Source organism: Clostridium kluyveri DSM 555, assembly GCF_000016505.1.
Lineage (GTDB): Bacteria > Bacillota > Clostridia > Clostridiales > Clostridiaceae > Clostridium_B > Clostridium_B kluyveri.
In genome coordinates, this window is the sequence record NC_009706.1 from 11,378 (window position 1) to 31,906 (window position 20,529).

Annotated in this window: 15 protein-coding genes, 4 tRNA genes, 2 rRNA genes and 1 pseudogene; 17 read left to right on the forward strand and 5 right to left on the reverse strand. The window is 33.5% G+C overall.

What is annotated here, in order from left to right:
- Positions 1–37: 37 nt before the first annotated feature.
- The 12 genes from CKL_RS00045 to CKL_RS00100 all read left to right on the forward strand — a co-directional run bounded on the left by CKL_RS00045 (position 38) and on the right by CKL_RS00100 (position 11,254).
- Positions 38–2,934: ribosomal RNA gene (locus tag CKL_RS00045) — 23S ribosomal RNA — on the forward strand.
- 56 nt (positions 2,935–2,990) lie between these two features.
- Positions 2,991–3,107, forward strand: a 5S ribosomal RNA gene (gene rrf / locus CKL_RS00050).
- Between the two features lie 9 nt (positions 3,108–3,116).
- A tRNA-Ile gene (locus tag CKL_RS00055) sits at positions 3,117–3,193 on the forward strand.
- 3 nt (positions 3,194–3,196) lie between these two features.
- Positions 3,197–3,272: transfer RNA gene (locus CKL_RS00060), tRNA-Ala, on the forward strand.
- Between the two features lie 175 nt (positions 3,273–3,447).
- Positions 3,448–3,861 (forward strand): HDIG domain-containing metalloprotein, encoded by a 414-nt coding sequence (locus CKL_RS00065; RefSeq protein ID WP_011988621.1) that lies wholly within the window; start codon positions 3,448–3,450, stop codon positions 3,859–3,861.
- 155 nt (positions 3,862–4,016) lie between these two features.
- Positions 4,017–4,532, forward strand: coding sequence for a transcription repressor NadR (locus CKL_RS00070; protein WP_011988622.1), 516 nt, complete (start codon positions 4,017–4,019; stop codon positions 4,530–4,532).
- 36 nt (positions 4,533–4,568) lie between these two features.
- Positions 4,569–7,283 carry a UPF0182 family protein gene (locus tag CKL_RS00075; RefSeq protein WP_011988623.1) on the forward strand — a complete coding sequence of 905 codons (2,715 nt, stop codon included), beginning with the start codon at positions 4,569–4,571 and terminating at the stop codon, positions 7,281–7,283.
- Positions 7,284–7,331: 48 nt separating this feature from the next.
- Entirely contained in the window at positions 7,332–8,726 is a 1,395-nt protein-coding gene (locus tag CKL_RS00080; protein WP_011988624.1) for an NAD(P)/FAD-dependent oxidoreductase, read from the forward strand.
- A 17-nt stretch (positions 8,727–8,743) separates the two neighbouring features.
- Positions 8,744–9,091, forward strand: a complete 348-nt coding sequence (locus CKL_RS00085) for a DUF1667 domain-containing protein (RefSeq protein ID WP_011988625.1) — start codon at positions 8,744–8,746, stop codon at positions 9,089–9,091.
- A gap of 371 nt (positions 9,092–9,462) precedes the next feature.
- A complete protein-coding gene (gene serS / locus CKL_RS00090) occupies positions 9,463–10,743 on the forward strand; it encodes a serine--tRNA ligase (protein WP_011988626.1) in 1,281 nt (426 codons plus the stop codon).
- 304 nt (positions 10,744–11,047) lie between these two features.
- Positions 11,048–11,138 (forward strand) — tRNA-Ser (locus tag CKL_RS00095).
- Positions 11,139–11,163: 25 nt separating this feature from the next.
- Positions 11,164–11,254: transfer RNA gene (locus CKL_RS00100), tRNA-Ser, on the forward strand.
- A 90-nt stretch (positions 11,255–11,344) separates the two neighbouring features.
- On the opposite strand, the gene CKL_RS20190 is transcribed toward CKL_RS00100, so the two are convergent.
- Entirely contained in the window at positions 11,345–11,539 is a 195-nt protein-coding gene (locus CKL_RS20190) for a recombinase-like protein (RefSeq protein ID WP_011988627.1), read from the reverse strand.
- A 143-nt stretch (positions 11,540–11,682) separates the two neighbouring features.
- Between CKL_RS20190 and vanR the strand changes: the two genes are divergently transcribed.
- Positions 11,683–12,381: a VanR-ABDEGLN family response regulator transcription factor gene (gene vanR, locus CKL_RS00105; protein WP_011988628.1), complete on the forward strand. Its 699-nt coding sequence runs from the start codon at positions 11,683–11,685 to the stop codon at positions 12,379–12,381.
- A complete protein-coding gene (vanS, locus tag CKL_RS00110) occupies positions 12,359–13,525 on the forward strand; it encodes a vancomycin resistance histidine kinase VanS (protein ID WP_012620025.1) in 1,167 nt (388 codons plus the stop codon). Before vanR ends, vanS begins: the two co-directional genes overlap by 23 nt.
- Positions 13,526–13,581: 56 nt before the next feature.
- Here the strand turns inward: vanS and CKL_RS00115 are convergent, their stop codons facing one another.
- Positions 13,582–14,286 (reverse strand): VanZ family protein, encoded by a 705-nt coding sequence (locus CKL_RS00115; protein ID WP_011988630.1) that lies wholly within the window; start codon positions 14,284–14,286, stop codon positions 13,582–13,584.
- Between the two features lie 279 nt (positions 14,287–14,565).
- Between CKL_RS00115 and CKL_RS00120 the strand changes: the two genes are divergently transcribed.
- Both CKL_RS00120 and CKL_RS00130 read left to right on the forward strand, forming a co-directional pair.
- Positions 14,566–15,498, forward strand: coding sequence for a D-alanyl-D-alanine carboxypeptidase family protein (locus tag CKL_RS00120; protein WP_011988631.1), 933 nt, complete (start codon positions 14,566–14,568; stop codon positions 15,496–15,498).
- 702 nt (positions 15,499–16,200) lie between these two features.
- Positions 16,201–16,650: a YsnF/AvaK domain-containing protein gene (locus CKL_RS00130; protein WP_011988633.1), complete on the forward strand. Its 450-nt coding sequence runs from the start codon at positions 16,201–16,203 to the stop codon at positions 16,648–16,650.
- A 420-nt stretch (positions 16,651–17,070) separates the two neighbouring features.
- Here the strand turns inward: CKL_RS00130 and CKL_RS00135 are convergent, their stop codons facing one another.
- Positions 17,071–18,249 (reverse strand): IS110 family RNA-guided transposase, encoded by a 1,179-nt coding sequence (locus CKL_RS00135; protein ID WP_011988634.1) that lies wholly within the window; start codon positions 18,247–18,249, stop codon positions 17,071–17,073.
- Between the two features lie 377 nt (positions 18,250–18,626).
- Between CKL_RS00135 and CKL_RS00140 the strand changes: the two are divergent.
- Positions 18,627–19,034 (forward strand): annotated as a pseudogene (locus CKL_RS00140) (YsnF/AvaK domain-containing protein); the annotation flags it as partial.
- Positions 19,035–19,164: 130 nt separating this feature from the next.
- Here CKL_RS00140 and CKL_RS00145 read toward each other — a convergent pair.
- Together CKL_RS00145 and CKL_RS21120 are read right to left on the reverse strand one after the other, a co-directional pair.
- The gene (locus CKL_RS00145; RefSeq protein ID WP_011988636.1) at positions 19,165–20,028 is read right to left on the reverse strand and encodes an MBL fold metallo-hydrolase; all 864 of its coding nucleotides are present in this window, start codon (positions 20,026–20,028) and stop codon (positions 19,165–19,167) included.
- A gap of 159 nt (positions 20,029–20,187) precedes the next feature.
- Positions 20,188–20,358, reverse strand: coding sequence for a zinc ribbon domain-containing protein (locus tag CKL_RS21120; RefSeq protein WP_011988637.1), 171 nt, complete (start codon positions 20,356–20,358; stop codon positions 20,188–20,190).
- Between the last annotated feature and the right edge of the window lie 171 nt (positions 20,359–20,529).

Sequence of the window (20,529 nt, forward strand, 5' to 3'; positions counted from 1 at the left end):
TTTAGGCACCAAATCGAAGATTTGGACTAAATTATCAGGTCAAGCTACAAAGGGCGCATGGAGGATGCCTTGGCACCAGGAGCCGAAGAAGGACGTGATAAGCTGCGAAAAGCTCTGGGTAGGCGCAAATAGCCAGAGAACCAGAGATGTCCGAATGGGGAAACCCACCTATAAAACAATAGGTACTGCATGCTGAATATATAGGTATGCAGGGGAAAACCCGGGGAACTGAAACATCTAAGTACCCGGAGGAAGAGAAAGAAAAATCGATTTTCTAAGTAGCGGCGAGCGAAAGGGAAAGAGCCCAAACCGGAAACTTGTTTCCGGGGTAGAGGTCAGGTGATAAAAAATGTGGAAGCTTAAGTGAATTCAACTGGAAAGTTGAGCCGCAGAAGGTAAAAGCCCTGTAAGTGAAAAGCAGAAGCAAAATAACCTGTACCGGAGTACCACGAGACACGAGAAACCTTGTGGGAAGCAGGGAGGACCACCTCCCAAGGCTAAATACTACCTGGTGACCGATAGAGGAGGAGTACCGTGAGGGAAAGGTGAAAAGAACCCCGGGAGGGGAGTGAAATAGAACCTGAAACCGTGTGTCCACAAACAGTCGAAGTACGTTAAAGTACGACGGCGTGCTTTTTGTAGAACGAGCCAGCGAGTTACGGTATGCAGCAAGGTTAAGTACTTAAGGTACGGAGCCGAAGGGAAACCGAGTCTGAAAAGGGCGGGGAGTTGTATGCCGTAGACCCGAAACCGGGTGACCTATCCATGGCCAGGTTGAAGCGGAAGTAAAATTTCGTGGAGGACCGAACCACGTTGGTGTTGAAAAACCATGGGATGAGCTGTGGATAGCGGAGAAATTCCAATCGAACTCGGAGATAGCTGGTTCTCCCCGAAATAGCTTTAGGGCTAGCGTCGGGAGTGAGTAATGGAGGTAGAGCACTGACTGGGGTAGGGGCTGACAACAGTTACCGAACCTTATCAAACTCCGAATGCCATATACTTGAATCCCGGCAGTCAGACTGCGAATGATAAGATCCGTAGTCAAAAGGGAAAAAGCCCAGACCAACAGCTAAGGTCCCGAAGTGTAAGTTAAGTGGAAAAGGATGTGTGATTTCGAAGACAACTAGGATGTTGGCTTAGAAGCAGCCATACATTTAAAGAGTGCGTAATAGCTCACTAGTCAAGAGGTCATGCGCCGAAGATGTCCGGGGCTAAAACTTACCACCGAAGCTATGGGCCTGAAAGGGCGGTAGGGGAGCATGCTGCACAGGGAGAAGCCATACCGGAAGGAATGGTGGACAGTGCAGGAGAGAGAATGCTGGCATAAGTAGCGAGAAATAAGTGAGAATCTTATTGGTCGAAAACCTAAGGTTTCCTGGGGAAGGTTCGTCCGCCCAGGGTAAGTCGGGACCTAAGCCGAGGCCGAAAGGCGTAGGCGATGGACAACCGGTTGAGATTCCGGTACCACATTTTTGCGAAAAAGAACAGAAGGGATGACGCAGAAGGATAGGATGTGCACACGAATGGATGTGTGTCCAAGGAGTGAGGGAGGACATAAAGGAAAAGCCGTATGTCCGATAATCCTGGGCTTTGAAGGGGAGTCCGCAAGGACGAGTATCTGATTTCACACTGCCAAGAAAAGTCTCTATGGAGCAGGGATGTGCCCGTACCGCAAACCGACACAGGTAGGTGAGGAGAGAATCCTAAGACCATCGGAAGAATTGTTGTTAAGGAACTCGGCAAATTGACTCCGTAACTTAGGGAAAAGGAGTGCCTCGAAAGAGGCCGCAGAGAAAAGGCCCAAGCAACTGTTTATCAAAAACACAGGTCTCTGCTAAAGCGAAAGCTGAAGTATAGGGGCTGACGCCTGCCCGGTGCTGGAAGGTTAAGGGGACTGCTTAGCGCAAGCGAAGGCAAGAACTTAAGCCCCAGTAAACGGCGGCCGTAACTATAACGGTCCTAAGGTAGCGAAATTCCTTGTCGGGTAAGTTCCGACCCGCACGAATGGCGTAATGATTTGGGCACTGTCTCAACAACAAATCCGGCGAAATTGAAGTGCAAGTGAAGATGCTTGCTACCCGCGATTGGACGGAAAGACCCCGTAGAGCTTTACTGCAGTTTATCACTGAATTTTGGTATTACCTGTACAGGATAGGTGGGAGGCAGAGAAGGAAGTGCGCCAGCATTTCTGGAGTCAACGTTGGGATACCACCCTGGCAGTACTGGAATTCTAACCGGAGTGCATGAAACTGGACACGGGACAATGATAGGCGGGCAGTTTGACTGGGGCGGTCGCCTCCAAAAGAGTAACGGAGGCGTACAAAGGTTCCCTCAGAAGGGTTGGAAATTCTTCGTAGAGTGCAAAGGCAGAAGGGAGCTTGACTGTGACACACACAGGTGGAGCAGGGACGAAAGTCGGGCTTAGTGATCCGGTGGTACCTCGTGGGAGGGCCATCGCTCAACGGATAAAAGCTACCTCGGGGATAACAGGCTGATCTCCCCCAAGAGTTCACATCGACGGGGAGGTTTGGCACCTCGATGTCGGCTCGTCGCATCCTGGGGCTGGAGTAGGTCCCAAGGGTTGGGCTGTTCGCCCATTAAAGCGGCACGCGAGCTGGGTTCAGAACGTCGTGAGACAGTTCGGTCCCTATCCGTCGCGGGCGTAGGAAATTTGAGGGGAGCTGTCCCTAGTACGAGAGGACCGGGATGGACTGACCGCTGGTGAACCAGTTGTTCCGCCAGGAGCACAGCTGGGTAGCTAAGTCGGGAAGGGATAAACGCTGAAAGCATCTAAGTGTGAAGCCCACCCCAAGACAAGATTTCCCATGGCGAAAGCCAGTAAGACCCCTCCGAGAAGAGGAGGAGATAGGTCAGGGGTGTAAGCATGGCAACATGTTAAGCTGACTGATACTAATAGGTCGAGGGCTTGACCAAATAATATTTACTGTGCAATTTTGAGGGGATAAAACTCCTGAAAAGAATAATATAAATCTGGTGGCAATAACGTGGAGGCAACACCCCTTACCATTTCGAACAGGAAGGTTAAGTTCCACAGTGCCCATGGTACTGCAGGGGAGGCCCTGTGGGAGAGCAGGTCGCTGCCGGATAAAGAATAAGGATCTTTAGCTCAGTTGGTTAGAGCAATCGGCTCATAACCGGTTGGTCCGGGGTTCGAGTCCCTGAAGGTCCACCATATGGGGGTATAGCTCAGCTGGGAGAGCATCTGCCTTGCACGCAGAGGGTCAAGAGTTCGAATCTCTTTATCTCCACCAAGAAAAGAACTACATAGTAAATGTAGTTCTTTTCTTTATATCTTAATTTTTAATAGATACCGTTTACTCTGCATTTGAAGGGAGATGAACACATATATTTTATAGAATAAAACAATTTTATTGGGCTATTACGTCTAAGGTTAATGAAGATGATATTAAATTTGTAACAAATATTTTGAATGTAAAAGAATTAGAATTATTTAGTAAATTATCTATACAAGAACAGAAACATTCTATAAGAGTGGCATATGATATAAAATTTTTTTGTAAAGAAAATAATAAAATTGACATGGATTTATTATTGAAAGCGGCACTTCTTCACGACATAGGCAAGACATATAAAAAATTGAATTTGATAGATAAATCTGTAATAGTATTACTGAATAGCATATCTAAAGGAAATATAAAAAGGTTTTTTAAAAATGAAAAAATAAATGTTTATTATAATCATGGTAGAATTGGAAGAGAATTATTGGAAAGAATAAAATGTGATAAAGAATTACTTTATCTAGTAGAGCATCATCATAATTTTGAAATATACAATAATTTGGGATTAAATATACTTAGATTTTATGATAAAAAAAATTAAGCTATAGTAGATAGACTTTGGCCTTACTTAGGAATCGTTTGATATAATTAAATAAATTGTTCATATATGGAAAAGTATTTAAGTTTTTAGTATATAATGTTAGAATATAAGTAACATCATTATTTATATTTTAGAGTGTAGTATTGGAGGTTATAATGAATTCTAAGGAAAGAAGAATATATATTAGAGAAATTTTAGAGAAAAATGATATGCCTCAAAAAGGTCATATTTTATCCCAAAAGTTAGGTGTTACCAGACAGATAATAGTTAAAGATATAGCTATTCTAAGAGCTGAAGGTACAGATATAATAGCAACTCCAGAGGGATATTTAATTCCAAAATCTGAAAAAAACTTAGTAAAACAGGTAATAGCAGTTTCTCATAAAACTACTGAAATAGAGGATGAGCTTAAAGCTATAGTTAAATTTGGTGGTAAAGTTCAAGATGTAATAGTGGAACATTCTATTTATGGAGAAATAAAAGCCATGCTTATGATAAAGACCTTATATGATATAGAAAATTTTATGAATAAGGTGAAAGAACATAAAGCAGAACCTCTGCTTATATTAACAGGAGGAGTTCATTTACATACTATAGTGGCAGAAAATTATGATATACTTGAAAATATAAAAGGTGAATTAAAAAATAAAAATTATATAATCTATGATTAAATTATATTGATTACATTTATAAAAGAGGTGATATTTGTGAAAAGGAAAATGCTGTGGAGTAGTTTAATAGTAATTTTATTTGTATGTATTTTATTTTTAAATAAAATTGTAGATTTTATAATCAATGTAGAATGGTATAAGGAAGTGGGATATTTAACGGTTTATTTTACAAAACTTATAGCTATATGTAAACTTATGATACCTTTATTTATAATAATTTATATAAGTATAGTACTTTATTGGAGAAGTCTAAGGTTAAGTATTATAAAGTATAGAAGGGCTTTTGAAGTAAATAATGATAAAGTTAAAAATGAAAAAAGGATATTTATTATTGTAAATTTAATTGTGTCATTTTTATTTTCTTATGCATTTGCAGCGACTTATTGGTATAGAATTTTACAATTTAATAATTCTGTTCCTTTTAATATTAAAGATCCAATTTTAAATTTAGATGTATCTTTTTATATATTTAAATTGCCACTTATACAATCCTTACATAGTATGATTTTAAGTCTAATAATTTTTTTAGGATTGATAACTCTAGTTACCTATTTTACATTAAGTGTCAAAGATAAAGTAATATGGAGAAATTTTAAAAAAGATTCTGGTAAAATAGATATTTTAAATAGTGGGATAACTAGGTTTGCTGGGAAACAGTTGGCAGTTTTAGCTGCACTTGTAATGATTTGTGTATCCATAGGATATATTTTAAAATGTATTGGACTTGTATATAGCCAAAAAGGTGTAACTTTTGGTGCAGGCTATACAGATGCTCATGTAAGTTTATTATTATATAAAATAATAGCAGCAGCATCAATTATTTCAGCTGTAATTATATTTATAAGTATACTTGTAAGTAAAGTTAAACCTATAATAGTATCCATAACTGTAATAGTAGCCTTAATTCTAATTAAAAGTTTGTCTTATACTGTAGTTCAAAATTTTATTGTAAAATCTAATCAAAAAACATTAGAGCAACCTTATATAAAATATAATATTGATTATACTCGTAAAGCGTTTAATATTGAAAATATTGATGCTAATCCTTTTCAAGTTAAAGATAATTTAACTTCACAGGATATAGATAACAATATGGATACAATAAATAATATAAGGATAAATTCTTTTGAGCCTACTTTAGAATTTTACAATCAGGTTCAAATAATAAGATATTATTATAAATTTAATAATATTGATGTGGATAGATATAATATAAATGGAAAATTTAATCAGATATTTATAGGTACCAGAGAAATAAATACTAAAGCTATAGATCCTAATACCTGGCAAAATAGACATCTTATATATACCCATGGTTATGGTATAGTAATGAATAAAGTTAATTCTGTAACTTCAGAAGGACAACCTAATTTTGTCATAAAAGATATGCCGCCTCAAAATTCTACAGATATAAAGCTTGATAATGCAAGAATATATTTTGGTGAAAAAACTGATGATTATGCTATAGTTGATACCAAATTAAAGGAGTTTGATTATCCAAAGGGAAGTGAAAATGCAACTAATAATTATGATGGTAGTGCAGGGATAAAATTAGGCTTCATTAATAGAATATTGTTTGCAATAAATCAAAAAGATATAAACTTTCTTTTATCTCGTGACATATTAAAAGAAAGTAAAATATTAATAAATAGAAGTATAAAGGATAGAGTAAGTAAAATCGCACCATTTTTGAATTATGATTCGGATCCTTATATAGTTATGAGTGGTGGTAAACTTTATTGGATATTAGATGGATATACTGTTTCAGATAGGTATCCTTTCGCACAACCACAAAATAATTTAAATTATATAAGAAATTCTGTAAAAGTTACTGTAGATGCTGAAAATGGAAATGTTAATTTCTATATAATGGATAAGAGTGATCCTATAGTACAGAGTTATGCCAAGATATTTCCAGATTTATTTAAAGATATAAATAAATTACCATCGGATATAGTTCAACATTTTAAATATCCAAAAGATTTATTTAATATTCAATGTAGTGTACTTGGGAAGTATCATGTAACAGATCCTGGAGTATTTTATAGTGGTGAAGATCTATGGGAAGTAGCTAAAAATCAAAAGCAAGTCAGTGGGGAAAAATATTCAATGGAATCTTCATATATGGTTATGAAACTTCCAAATGAGCAGAAAGAGGAAATGATATTATTACAGTATTTTAACATGAGAGATAAAGATAATATGGTAGCGTTATTTGGAGCTAGGATGGATGGGGAAAATTACGGGAAGATGGTTCTCTATAAATTTCCTGCAGAAAAAACTGTATATAGTCCTTATTTATTTAAACAAAAGCTAAATCAAGATACTACAATATCTAGTCAGTTATCTCTTTGGAATAAAGATGGTTCTGAAGTTCAATTTGGTGACACCATAATAGTTCCTATTAATCAATCTCTTGTTTATGTGGAGCCTATGTATTTAAGAGCTAGTGGAAAAGAAGGTATACCAGAGATGAAAAGAGTTATAGTATCTTATAGCGATAAAATGGTATTAGCTGAAAGTATAGATGATGCACTGCAGCAGATATTTAGTTATAAGCAAGATTATAATCAGGAAAATTCCAATGAATCTCAAATAGAAACACCTTCTTATGATATTAATGCAGAAAAGTTAAAAGAGGCAAAAAGTTTGTATGAACAGGCATTGGAAGCTCAGAAAAATGGGGATTGGTCAAAGTATGGAGAAAATATTAAAAAACTTGGTGATATAATAGATTCGTTACAAAAATAAAAGATGTAAAATTGAATAATCTTGTTTTTGTTGAAGGGAAGATTTAATATGGATTATGATGTACTTATATTAGGCGGTGGAATAGTAGGATGTGCGGTTTCATATGAACTTTCAAAATATAACTTAAATATAGCATTGATTGAAAAAGATTATGATATAGCAGATGACGTAGCTTTAATAGATTCTTCTATAGTTTATGATGGATTAGAGTGCGAGGATACTCTATTATCAAAATTAGAACTCATGGGAAATAAAATCATGCCGGAACTTGCCTCTAAGTTTAATATATTCTTTAAAAAAAAAGGATATTTATTATTAGCAGATAGTAGAAAGAGCGAAGAGAAATTAGTTAAGATGTACGATACAGCGTTAAATAGGGGTATAGAAAATATATATTTACTCAATAATTCTAAAGATATATATAATTTAGAACCAAGTTTAAATAAAAATATAAGAAAGGCTATCTATTCTAAAAATACAGCAGTTATTTCACCATATGACTTAGCAATTTCATATGGTGAGATTGCTTTCGATAATGGTGTGAATTTTAAATTAGGAGAAGAAGTCTTAGATATAAAAAATATATCTAAAGGATTTAGAGTAATAACTAATAAGAATAAATTTACTTGTAATATGGTTGTAAATACTACTCCAAGAGAAAGTTATAGGATAGATAAGGAAAATAAATTTAATAAAAAAAAGAAGTATTTAAAATATTTCCTTTTGGAAGAAAACTCATCTAAAGCATATAAAAATATCATATCTGTTATGGGAGAAAATGATGAAAAAATATATACTATTCCTACTAAAGAAAATGGGATGTTAATAGTTTTAAAGAACAATAGGAAAATAAGTAATGAAGAGGGATTAAGAAAGATTAAATATTTTATAAAAAATGTATCAGAGAAGAATATCATACCATTTTATGAATCTACATTTTATGATGATTTTTTAATTATAGATGATAGTTTAATTGATAAAGGCTATATTAAAATATTTGGAAAACATTATGGTCAAGTTACTATGACTCCGGCAATTACAACTATAGTATGTGAAACTATAGTTAGTAATTTAAACTGCGTCTTAAAAAAAGATTTTATAGATAAGAGAAGAGAAATCTATAAATTTAGGGATCTTTTAAATATAGACAGACAAAATATAATAAATTTGAATAAAAAGTATGGAAAAATAATATGTTATTGTAAAAAAATAACAGAAGGTGAAATCATAGATTCCATAAGAAGACCTCTTGGAGCACGTACTATAGAGGGAATAAGGCGAAGGACAAATGCTACTTTTGGAAATTGTAAAGGATCTCAATGCCTTTCTAAAGTTGCATCAATTTTGGCCAGGGAGATAAACAAAGATATGACAGATATACTCAAGGATTCTAAAGATTCTAATATCATATTGGGCAGAATAAAAGAATTTGACGAGATGTAATCAGGAGGAATTATAAATTGATTAAAGAAGTAATTTGTAGTGAGTGTAATGAAAAATTTGATATAAATGATGATTTAAAAATCAATAATCATTTATATGGTAAAAAGGACAATCTCACCAAATTAAATATTTACAGTGAATGTGGCATATTTACCACTATTGTTAGAATAAAGGGTTCAAATTATAATGTAGTACCAGTAAAGAGCTCCAGACCTTTAAATAAGAATTTATGGGTAGAATGTTCAAAGGTTTTAAGTAGAATACATGTTGGAGCACCTATAAAAATGGGAGATATAATTTGTAAGAATATATTAAATACTGGAGTTGATATAATCTGCACTAAAAGTATTGATAAAAGAAAGTAATAAATTTTTAGTTTTTACTTTATTATTTTCTACATGTTGGTTATAATAAATGATGGATATGTAGTTATATATCAATATTAGACTAATTTTGTGTAATCTAAAAATAAAATCAACTGATAAATAGATTATTAGCTTTATATAATATTTAAGGGAGTCAGTGTTTTGGTGTAAGTTGATATAATGATATTGTTAATTTGTCTTTGAAATATTAATAAATCATATTATATCGTTATAATCTTTAAGAATAATCATTAATTGGTTATTGGTTAATTGGAGTGTCAACACGGAGTCTTTGGTCCTTGAGAGGTATAAGGCTCCATTTGTTTTGAATAGAAAAATAGAAATTATGCATAAACTAAGGAGGATTAACTATGTTAGATTTAAAAAGGATAAGAAATAATCCAGAAGAAATAAAGAAACAACTTTTAAATAGGGGAGAAGATTTTGAACTGTCAATTATTGATAAAGTAGTATCTTTAGATGAAAAAAGAAGAAAAATTTTAGTTGAAGTAGAAGCTTTAAAAAATAAAAGAAATCAAGATTCTGGAGAAATAGCTAAGATAAAAAGAGCTGGTGGAAATGCAGATACTTTAGTTGTAGAAATGAAGCAAGTTTCAGACAATATAAAACAATACGATATTCAACTATCAGAAATAAATGATAAAATAGAGTACATAATGCTTAGAATACCTAATATTCCAAATCCAGCAGTTCCAGAAGGAAAGCTGGATGAAGATAATGTAGAAATTAGACGATGGATGGAGCCTACTAAATTTAAATTTCAACCTAAAGCTCATTGGGATATAGGTACGAATCTTAATATACTTGATTTTGAAAGAGGAGGAAAAGTAGCAGGTTCTAGGTTTACTTTTTATAGGGGGTTAGGGGCAAGACTTGAAAGAGCTATTGTATCTTATTATTTGGATTTTCATACTGAAAAACACGGATATGAAGAGATATTACCACCTTATATGGTAAACAGAACCAGCATGATTGGTACAGGACAACTTCCAAAGTTTGAAGAAGATGCTTTTAGGGTAGCAAATAATGATTTTTTCTTAATTCCAACGGCAGAAGTGCCAGTAACTAATTTTTATAGAAATGAAGTATTAAAAGGAGAAGATCTTCCAATAAAATATGTTGCATATAGTGCATGTTTTAGAGCTGAAGCAGGTTCAGCAGGAAGAGATACTAGAGGAATTATAAGACAGCATCAATTCAACAAGGTTGAACTCGTTAAATTTGCAAAACCTGAACAATCTTATGATGAACTTGAGAAATTAACTAATGATGCAGAAGATGTAATTAAAGGATTAAAAATTCCCTATAGAGTAGTTAAGATATGTAAAGGGGATCTTGGATTTACAGCTGCCCTTAAGTATGATATAGAGGTTTGGATGCCAAGTTACAATAGATATGTAGAAATATCAAGTTGTAGTAATTTTGAAGATTTTCAAGCAAGACGAGTTAATATTAAATACAAGGAGACTCCAAAAGATAAACCCAAATATATTCATACATTAAATGGTTCTGGAGTGGCTATAGGAAGAACTGTAGCAGCTATTTTAGAGAATTATCAACAGGATGATGGAAGTGTATTGATTCCTGAAATATTAAAACCATACATGGGTGGAAGAGAAGTAATAAAATAGTTTTTCATAAAAATTGAATTTACCTAAAGGGGTAGTTAGTTTACACCCTAGCTTCATCAAAATGGAGATAAGCAGTGTTATATACTGAATAAATTCCTCTAAGGTTCAGGTGGAGAAGGCACTTATTGTGAGTAAATTTCATCTGAACCTGAAAATGACTTGAGGGTATAAAACTTTTCCTTATTTTTAATGGAAAGTCTATTGACAGCTAAAAAACTTCATGTTATAGTATTTAAGGTGAACGAAAGAAAAAATGTCATGCAGCATTAATCAATAGAGTTTATTATAACTTAAAGATAACTGTGGAAAGATGGTCGAGTTGGTTTAAGGCACCGGTCTTGAAAACCGGCGTACGGGTGACCGTACCAAGGGTTCGAATCCCTTTCTTTCCGCCACTAATATATTTAAATGGTAGGACATGGAGAAATACTCAAGTGGCCGAAGAGGCGCCCCTGCTAAGGGTGTAGGTCGGGAAACCGGCGCGAGGGTTCAAATCCCTCTTTCTCCGCCATAGTATTTATTAAGATGCGTTAAGCTTCAAAAATGGCTTAAAATCAAGGATTTAGGAAATTTGAGTTTCAAGTAGTAAATATAGAAGCAATCAATCTAAGAAGTTATCCAGTAAGTTGGCAACTTCTTTTTTCTTTGCCTCAGATACATGTACATAAGGTTTTCTTGTGGTGTTTACGTCTATATGACCTAATAATGCTTGTATTACATTTTTGTATTTTTCGGGACTTTTAATTTTATGCCATTCTGAGCCTAGTAGCTCACATTTTGTTAATCCCCCCTGCACGGTAGTGGATAAAGGCGTAGGTGCATAGAAAACGGTTGCACAATTTCGAAGCCGACTGATTTTTACATTTTTTTCAAATTGTAAATTGTAAAAAAGTACTATAATAATAATGAGTGTTTAATCAGGAAGAAGGGATAGAACTTATGAGTATGAATATTTTGGTTGTAGACGATGAGCAACCTATAGCGGACCTAATTGAAGTTTATTTAAAAAATGAAGGTTTTACAATATACAAATCTTATAACGGTCAAGATGCGTTCCGGTGTGTTGAGTCGGAACAGTTAGAGCTTGCGATACTTGATGTCATGCTGCCGGATATAGATGGCTTTACTCTCTGCCAGAGAATCAGGGAAAATCATAATTTCCCTGTTATTATGCTGACTGCTAAAGAAGAAGAAATTGATAAAATTACCGGATTGACACTAGGTGCGGATGATTACATAACAAAACCGTTTCGGCCTTTGGAGCTTGTTGCCCGTGTCAAGGCGCAGCTCCGGAGATTTACCAAATATAATTCTGTGGAGCCAAACCAGGAAGAACACTTGATTGCCTTTTCCGGATTGATATTGGACATGGATACCCATGAATGTACGCTAAATGAGAAAAAGATATCTCTCACTCCTAAAGAGTTTTCAATTCTTTGGGTCCTTTGCTCCAATCGCGGACGGGTGGTAAGTTCGGAAGAATTGTTCCATGAGGTATGGGGAGATAAGTATTTTACTAACAGCAATAATACTGTAATGGTTCATATAAGACATCTAAGAGAAAAAATGCACGGCAGCGCAGAACACCCTAAATATATCAAAACGGTATGGGGGGTTGGCTATAAAATTGAAAAGTAAGAGAGATAAAAGAAGGAATGATTATACGAAATTAAAAAGGAAAGTATTTTTTCAAATGCTTATGATTACAGTTGCCGCCGCTGTGACTGTTTATCTATTGCGCCATATCCTGCGTGGACAGATCGGAAATCGTATCGTTCGATTTTTAGTCAACGCTTTTCATTTTAAAAATTCGGAAGCACAGACAATCTATCAGTTGGTTATTCGCAACAATATGGACATGATCCTTTTTGTTGTAATCCTAATATTTTTAGTTATCCTTTTTCGATTTTCTGTTTCTTGGTTTACCAAATATTTCGACGAGGTCAGCGCAGGAATGGATAAACTTGCTGAAGAATTCGATGAAAAGATTACATTATCACCGGAATTGGATTTCATGGAAAATAAGCTTAATCAGATAAAAAACAACTTGGAAAAGCAAGAAAAAGCTGCTCTTGATGCCGAGCAGCGCAAGAATGATTTGGTAGTTTACCTGGCTCATGATATAAAGACACCTCTGACCTCCGTTATAGGATACTTAAGTCTTCTGGATGAAGCTCCTGATATGCCTCCAGAACAGAAGGCAAAATATGTGAGTATTACCTTGGAAAAAGCTTATCGATTAGAGCAGCTTATAAATGAGTTTTTTGAGATCACAAGATTTAATCTTCAAACGATTGTTTTGAATAAAGTAAAAATCAATTTACTGTTTATGCTCCAGCAGATGGCGGATGAATTCTATCCAATACTGACTCCACAGGAAAAGCAGGTGTCTGTCAATGTGCCTGACGGACTCACTCTGTGGGGAGATGCAGACAAAATGGCCCGTGTGTTCAATAACATTCTGAAAAATGCGATAGCCTATAGCTATGAAAACAGCATCATTGACATTTCTGCTAAGCAGCAGGACAAAAATATTATTATAACTTTTACGAATCAAGGTAATCCTATCCCACCAGAAAAACTGGAAACGATATTTGAGAAATTTTTTCGGCTGGACACATCTCGTTCTACTAATACAGGCGGTGCCGGGCTTGGACTGGCTATTGCCAAAGAAATCGTAAACGCGCATGGAGGCAATATTTTCGTGCAAAGTAATACAGAAAAGACAGTCTTTACTGTCGTACTTCCACAAAAGCAAGAAAAGGACAGGTTATCTGCTTAAGTCAGATAGCCTGTCTTCTTGTAAATAAAAATCTTCTGCAATTCGTAATATACAATTTATATATTAACTTTAATTTTAAGTACGAATTGCAGTGAAGATATTAAAAATGGGTAAAACACAAAGAGCATACCGGCGAATGCGCTGGCCATATAAAAACGTGCCTCTTCACAAAGGAGCAAGGGAATTCTTTCGATATTGGTATTTTGGACAGAAAGTTTGTATTGTAGTTTTGATAAATATTCTTTCAGCAGCCTAAAAAATACCCATCCGATTAACGCTCCGAGAGCATTCATCAGTAAATCATCAATATCCGTTATTCTTCTATTGAACAATTGACTTAATTCTATTATAAGAGATAATGTAATACCGGATAATGTTGTTTTCCATAACACTTCATATTTTTTCCAAATACATGGAAGCATAAATCCAAGAGGTATAAAAAGCAATATATTTTCTATGTATGGGCGAACACCCTCTGTAATCCAACGAAATGGAATCAGATTAATCTCACCCAGTGGAAAATCGAACCCCTTTGGGGTTATTATTCCAAAGCTGTTATCAACAATATCACTTATTGAAGGAATACCAGTAAAACTTAGAACAACAGTAAGGTAGTACACAAAGATATATACGATTATAATATGTCCAATTGACAGTTTATAGCCAATCTTTTTGCTTTGAGAGGTCAGTAGTATATGGTATGGAATCAAGAATGGCAAAGTACTAATAAAACATGTAATCGACACTATAATAATAAACATTAAATTCACCCCCGCTGTAATTAACTTGTTTATAATAGCATATTTAAAAAAGAAATGTCTTAATAAAACCTTAAGATATGGTGATTTTCTTCTTAATAAGTTTTATTCCTATTTTTACAACTATTAAGATGCAGTAGTGTCACAAAGAACATATATGTCACAGTGAAACTCTAGATACCGAGATAAGAAAATCTTAAGAAGTTCATAAGATGGAATTCCAACATAGCTCTTTTTTCTATGGTTAAATAATATCAGTACAGAATGAGGAGCTGTTTTATTATGGTACGAAAAGTAAAAAAGGAAAGCTTAGAAATATTCATATTTGTAACATTTCTATTGATCGCTGTCATTACAGCTAGTGTTTATAAATTTATCATTACCCCAGAAAATCAACATATTTTTAAGATAGAACCGGATTCAACTGTCTCTATATCTCCTGATAAGTTGAACAGCCCCAATGTGATTCTGATCCGTTTAAAAGATCATGCTATCCTAATGCAAAAAAATAGCGAAGAAAAAATCTATCCTGCTTCTTTGACTAAAATTATGACAGCCATTGTTGCAATAGAAAATTTACCTAATCTGAAGGAAGAAATAAGACTTACCAATTCTACATTTCAGAGGCTGTACGAAGCAGATGCATCAATGACAGGTTTTCAGCCGGGTGAGAAGGTAAGTGCTATTGACCTTTTATATGGAGCACTGCTTCCAAGCGGTGCAGAGTCTTGTATTGGGCTTGCAAATCAAATTGCGGGTTCAGAGCAGGGATTCGTAAAGATGATGAATCAAAAGGCGGCAGATCTTGGTATGGATAACACTCATTTTGAAAATGTGACAGGGATTCATAATGAAAATCATTACACAACAGTCGAGAATTTGGCTGTTCTTCTAAGCTATGCATTGCAAAATGATACTTTCAGGGATATTTTTACTTCGTCCCGTCATTCAACACAACCCACGAATAAGCACCCTGATGGTATAACCTTTTACAGTACTATGTTTGAAGAACTCGACAATCAAAACATTATTGATGGGGAAATTTTAGGAGGAAAAACTGGATATACCGATGAAGTTGGTCTATGCCTTGCGAGTCTTGCCAAAGTAGGTAGACAAGAGTATATTCTGATTTCAGCTGGCGCGAAAGGGGATCACCATTCGGAACAGTATAATATTACCGATGCATTAGCTGTATACAACAGTATGGGAAAATAATAAGTTCTTCATATGTGGTAAAAAACAATATATTACAATATAATTATGTTTAGTTTCAATAAGGAGTTAATAGAATACAGTATAATTGTAGTAAAATAAACACAAAAACTATAAATTAAGAACTTAATCTATTATTTTATGCTATATTTTTATAAATTATCCACAGGTTATTCACATTATCCACAATATTCCATTAACTGAAATTTTAAAACAACTTTAGAAATAAGTTTTTAAGAAATAAAAAGAAGTAAAACAATGTACTTATATCTCCTAAATTATAAGATTTAAAGATTAGGTGAAGAAACGAGGAAATATCATAAAATGAACAGTAAAAAAATACAATGCTATAAATGTAAATATTATTACATTACATGGGATATAAAGTTTCCTTATGCATGCAAATTATATAAAGTAAAATCTAAGCAAGTTCCATCTATAATTGTTTCTAAATCTATAGGAACAGTATGTGATAAATTTGTGAAGAAATTACGATAAAAATATGAAATTTACAATATCTTTATGTTCAGAATATGCGATTTTTGCATTTTTTGATGGGATGATGCTCGTATATTAAACAAAAATTACATTTATTGGTTGTAAACCATTTACTTTAGCTCCATATTTCACAAAGGATATATTACTTCAGCAAGGATAAAATATTAATGAATTGAAAATATGTACTTATAGGAGGTAATGCTTATTATGGGTTTATTTAACAATGTTTTGGGAAATAACAATGATAATAAGAAAAGTGAAGATGAAGGAAGACTTACACTTCATAAGGAAGAGCTTGATATAAACAAAAACAAGATTAGAAAAGGTGAAGTTGAACTAAGTAAAGAAATTGTTGAAGAACAAAAAACGGTTGATGTTCCAGTTACTCATGAAGAAGTTGTTATCGAAAGAAGAGCAGTAGATAATCAAACCAGCGATACGCCTATTGATGATAAGGAAACAATACGTATTCCGGTCAGTGAAGAACAGGTCAACGTGGATAAACATACTGTGGTGACTGGAGAAGTATCTGCCCATAAACGTGAAGTTGGAGAAACAAGGCGAGTAGATGAGAAACTAAAAAGAGAAGAAGCTCGTATAAACACGAATGGTAATGCGGATATAGTGGATGACAATACAGATAATGGCTTACGTTAAGAAATTCATAAAATAAATTAAAAAACACCTCTCAAATTATATGTCAGATTTATGGGGTGTTTTTTAGACCATCTACAAGAAATCAGTAGAAAATTGAAAAATCATTTTGTATTAAAAAACCATATGTGGAGATATAAATATTTACTATGTTAGATATGATGGGGTAAGCATTAGAACTATTTGCTTATAAATAATAGAATTCTATGAAAATAGACCAGCTATTAAAAGTCAATAGTAAATCGAATTTATTTTGCCTTTGTGATTATAGAATTTCTGTTAGAACCCGTCAAGGGAGAAAGAGCTCCTTGACAGAACCTACCATAAATTCTTATGTAAAATTAGGCAAAACAAATAAGCCTAGATTAGAAATGAGAAAATTAGGCTGATTTAGGTTAGGTATAAGGACAAATATTTGTAACCTTAAAGAATATTTGGAACATAGGGTTTGTCATTTGTAAGTACAGCAAAGATAATATTACACATTTTTCTTGCAACAGCACCTATAGCTGTTAAATGATGTTTGCCACGTGCCCTTAAAGCCTGATAATACAAAGATAGTGCTGGATCTTTAAAAGCTGCAACAGTAGCAGCAAGCCAAATTGCTCTACGAAGATAAGGAGAACCTCGTTTAGATATTTTGGTTTGTGTTCCGACAAAGTCGCCAGATTGCTTTACAGAAGCATCTAGACCAGCGTAGGCAACTAATTGTGGTGCAGATTCAAAACGTGAAATATCACCAATTTCCCCAATGATAACAGCACCAAGAACATCACCAATACCAGTTATTGTAGTGATAACTTGGTTAGTTCTATGGAGTAAAGTAGATATCTCATTTTCAAGTTCTTTTAACTGCTCTTCGATAAAATTAATTTGGGCAATAATTTGTTTAATTTGAAAAGCAAAGGCATCCTTTGCAAAACTAACACCAAAAGTATTAGAAGCGGACTCTTGTATTTCGGAAGCTTTAGAGATACCAAAGCGACCTCTACTTGCTTCAGATAAAAGCTTAGAAAGAGTATCGGTATCTATAGAAAGTATATCCTCAGGAGTAGGATAGTTAGATAGTAACTCTCTAGATGTAACTCCAAAAGTATCAGAGAAAAGTTTTGAGTACTCATGGAAAACCTGATCTAACAATGCAATACACTTACGTTTCCAGTCTGAGCATTCATCTACTAAAGAAAAACGATAGCGAGAAAGTTGGCGTAAAGCCATAATATCTTCATCAGCTAAAGAAGTAGTTGAAAACTCACCGAAACGCATGATTTGAGCTATGATAAAAGAATCTTTAGAATCATTCTTAGTTTGTCTAATATACATTTTTCTGAATGCTTCTGATTGGATAGGGTTAATAACATAAACAGTAAATCCGAGCTCCAGTAAATAAGAATAAAGACTAAGCCAATAATGACCAGTAGCTTCCATTCCAATAATTACATTGGAGGAACCTGCTTCAAATTTATTAAGTAAGGCAATAAGCTTATTGCTACCAGACTCAGAATTTGAAAAGGAAATACTTTTATCCAAAAGCTTACCATTAGAATCAATAATAGAAGCTTCGTGGTTTTTCTTAGCAATATCAATACCAGCATAAAACATAAAATCACCAGCTTTTATAGTATTAACAGATAAAGACTAGAACCTCTGTGCTTTACAACAATACAACCTCGTTAGATATTCAGTAACTAGGTACTATCCAGCTCATTCGCATATAGATGTAAAGAAGAGGCGTAACCCTATTTTAGGAAGACAACGCTTCAGGGAGGAAAACTACGACCCCTATCTGTACAAATATTATCTCATAAGATCAATGAGATAGAAAAGAAAAATAAAGTAAATTAAAGTTATTTAACTTTAACTATATTATACGAGGAGTAAATAAAAGATAATTTTAAGTTATTGATATAGGAGGATAGAGCATGTTAAACAAATATGTGCCTAGTATGGAAAGTGTTCAAACGGTTTCAAATAAGATTCCTCATAATGTAGACAGTAGTGTAAATATGCAGCTTCGCAAGGAACAAATGGAAATATCTAAGGACAAAATGAAAACTGGTGAGGTATCCATTCGCAAGGAACTCTTAACTGAAGAAAAAAATATTACTGTACCTGTGAAACGGGAGGAACTTGTTATTGAAAAGAGTGTTTTTGATTCCCCATCTCATAATAAATCAGATGTTCATACTGAAACTATTCGAATACCTATTAGTGAAGAACGTATTGATATATACAAACAGCCAGTAACTTTAGAAGATGTTTCAGTTAGTAATCATCAATATAATCAGGTGGAGCATGTAACTGAAACACTAAGAAAGGAAGTGCCTCACATTAGTACTAAGGAGGAAGCAAAAATTATGGATAAGGAAATTGATAAAAAATATTGAAGTTAGAATTATGAAATTAATATTCTATAGCATATATATTATTAATTGCTTTCATATCTTACACTTATTTTCTAAAACAAAAATAAGCACCCTAGATGACGAGTGCTTATTTTTAACAATATCATTTTTTTCACCTATTATTAATTATTGATTTAATCATAGCTCGATTATTTATCTCAAAGGCATAATCTGGTTGATATAACTTGTACTCTTCATCTCTAAAAAAATTTTCAAATTCTTTAAAAATTTTATCTTGATCAAATCCTAATGAGAATAATTTAAGTACAAAATTCCTGGTATTATTTGCAGCTTGAATACATTTTTTCCAATATGTAGGCGTTTCACTTTTATCAACCAAGCCAAAGTGAGGAGATATAATGTATCGTGGATTGGCTTTCTGGCATTTATTGATGGAGTTTATTGTTTGTTTATAACTGATTATAAATGCAGAATTAATTTTTCCTGATTTACTCATACATCCAGTTGTCTCGCTTGGAAAGATAACCTCATTATTAACTAGAAATGATAATGAACACTTTGTATGACCAGGTGTTTCTAATACATCAATATTTGTATTACCTAAATTTAATGAGTCTCCTTCTGAAATTTTATGATCTACTTTCATTAAAGTATCATCGTAGTCTATTAATTGGCTGGATCCATAATATAGTACAGACTGATTGTTTAGTTCTTTAATTGTTTTTAAAGCACTTTTTTTAGTTAAAATATTTTGTGCATATTCTGCCGCCATTACTTTAACATCAGGCCATACTTTTCTTAAGTATGGTACTGCACTAATATGATCGTAATGGGAGTGACTAAGAAGTATATAGTCTAACTTTCTTTCATCATTAAGCACTTGCTGAATATTTCTTATAAGACTAGAAGCGCAGTATGCCATTCCGCAATCAATTAATGCTGTTTTATCTTTTCCGAGTATCAAAAATGCAGTGCTGCTGCCTTTCCCGCTTGTTACGTTTATTATATTCTTCATTATTTAATCAGCTTTAAAAAATCTATAAAAACCTAAATAAATACATAAAGATTATAGATTTAATTCATACACTCAATATTGCTATTAGTGTACATAATAACATTTCTCTATAATGTCATACCGCAAGCTGACGGTACTTTTGCCACTTCCCTTCTAAAATTAAGCAACTAATTTTCCATTTTGAAAATATAGAGTAGTTACTTTATTTATATTCTTATAATTCAATTGTTGATTTTGTTTATATCTATTAAGGATATTTATTGCAGAATTGATATCCCTATCTATATTCATTCCACATTTACATTTATAAACTCTATTTGATAATGGCATAGATTGCTCTTTGAGTTAATCTATAGTTTTTTCTTGAATATCATTACCCATATATTTTCCCTCTTAATTATTTATGTAGAATAACTCACTCTACATTATTTTCCAAATTTCCCCTTAAAAACAAAAAAAGATGACAGTATATGCCACCTCTAATATTAAATGAAGAAAGAA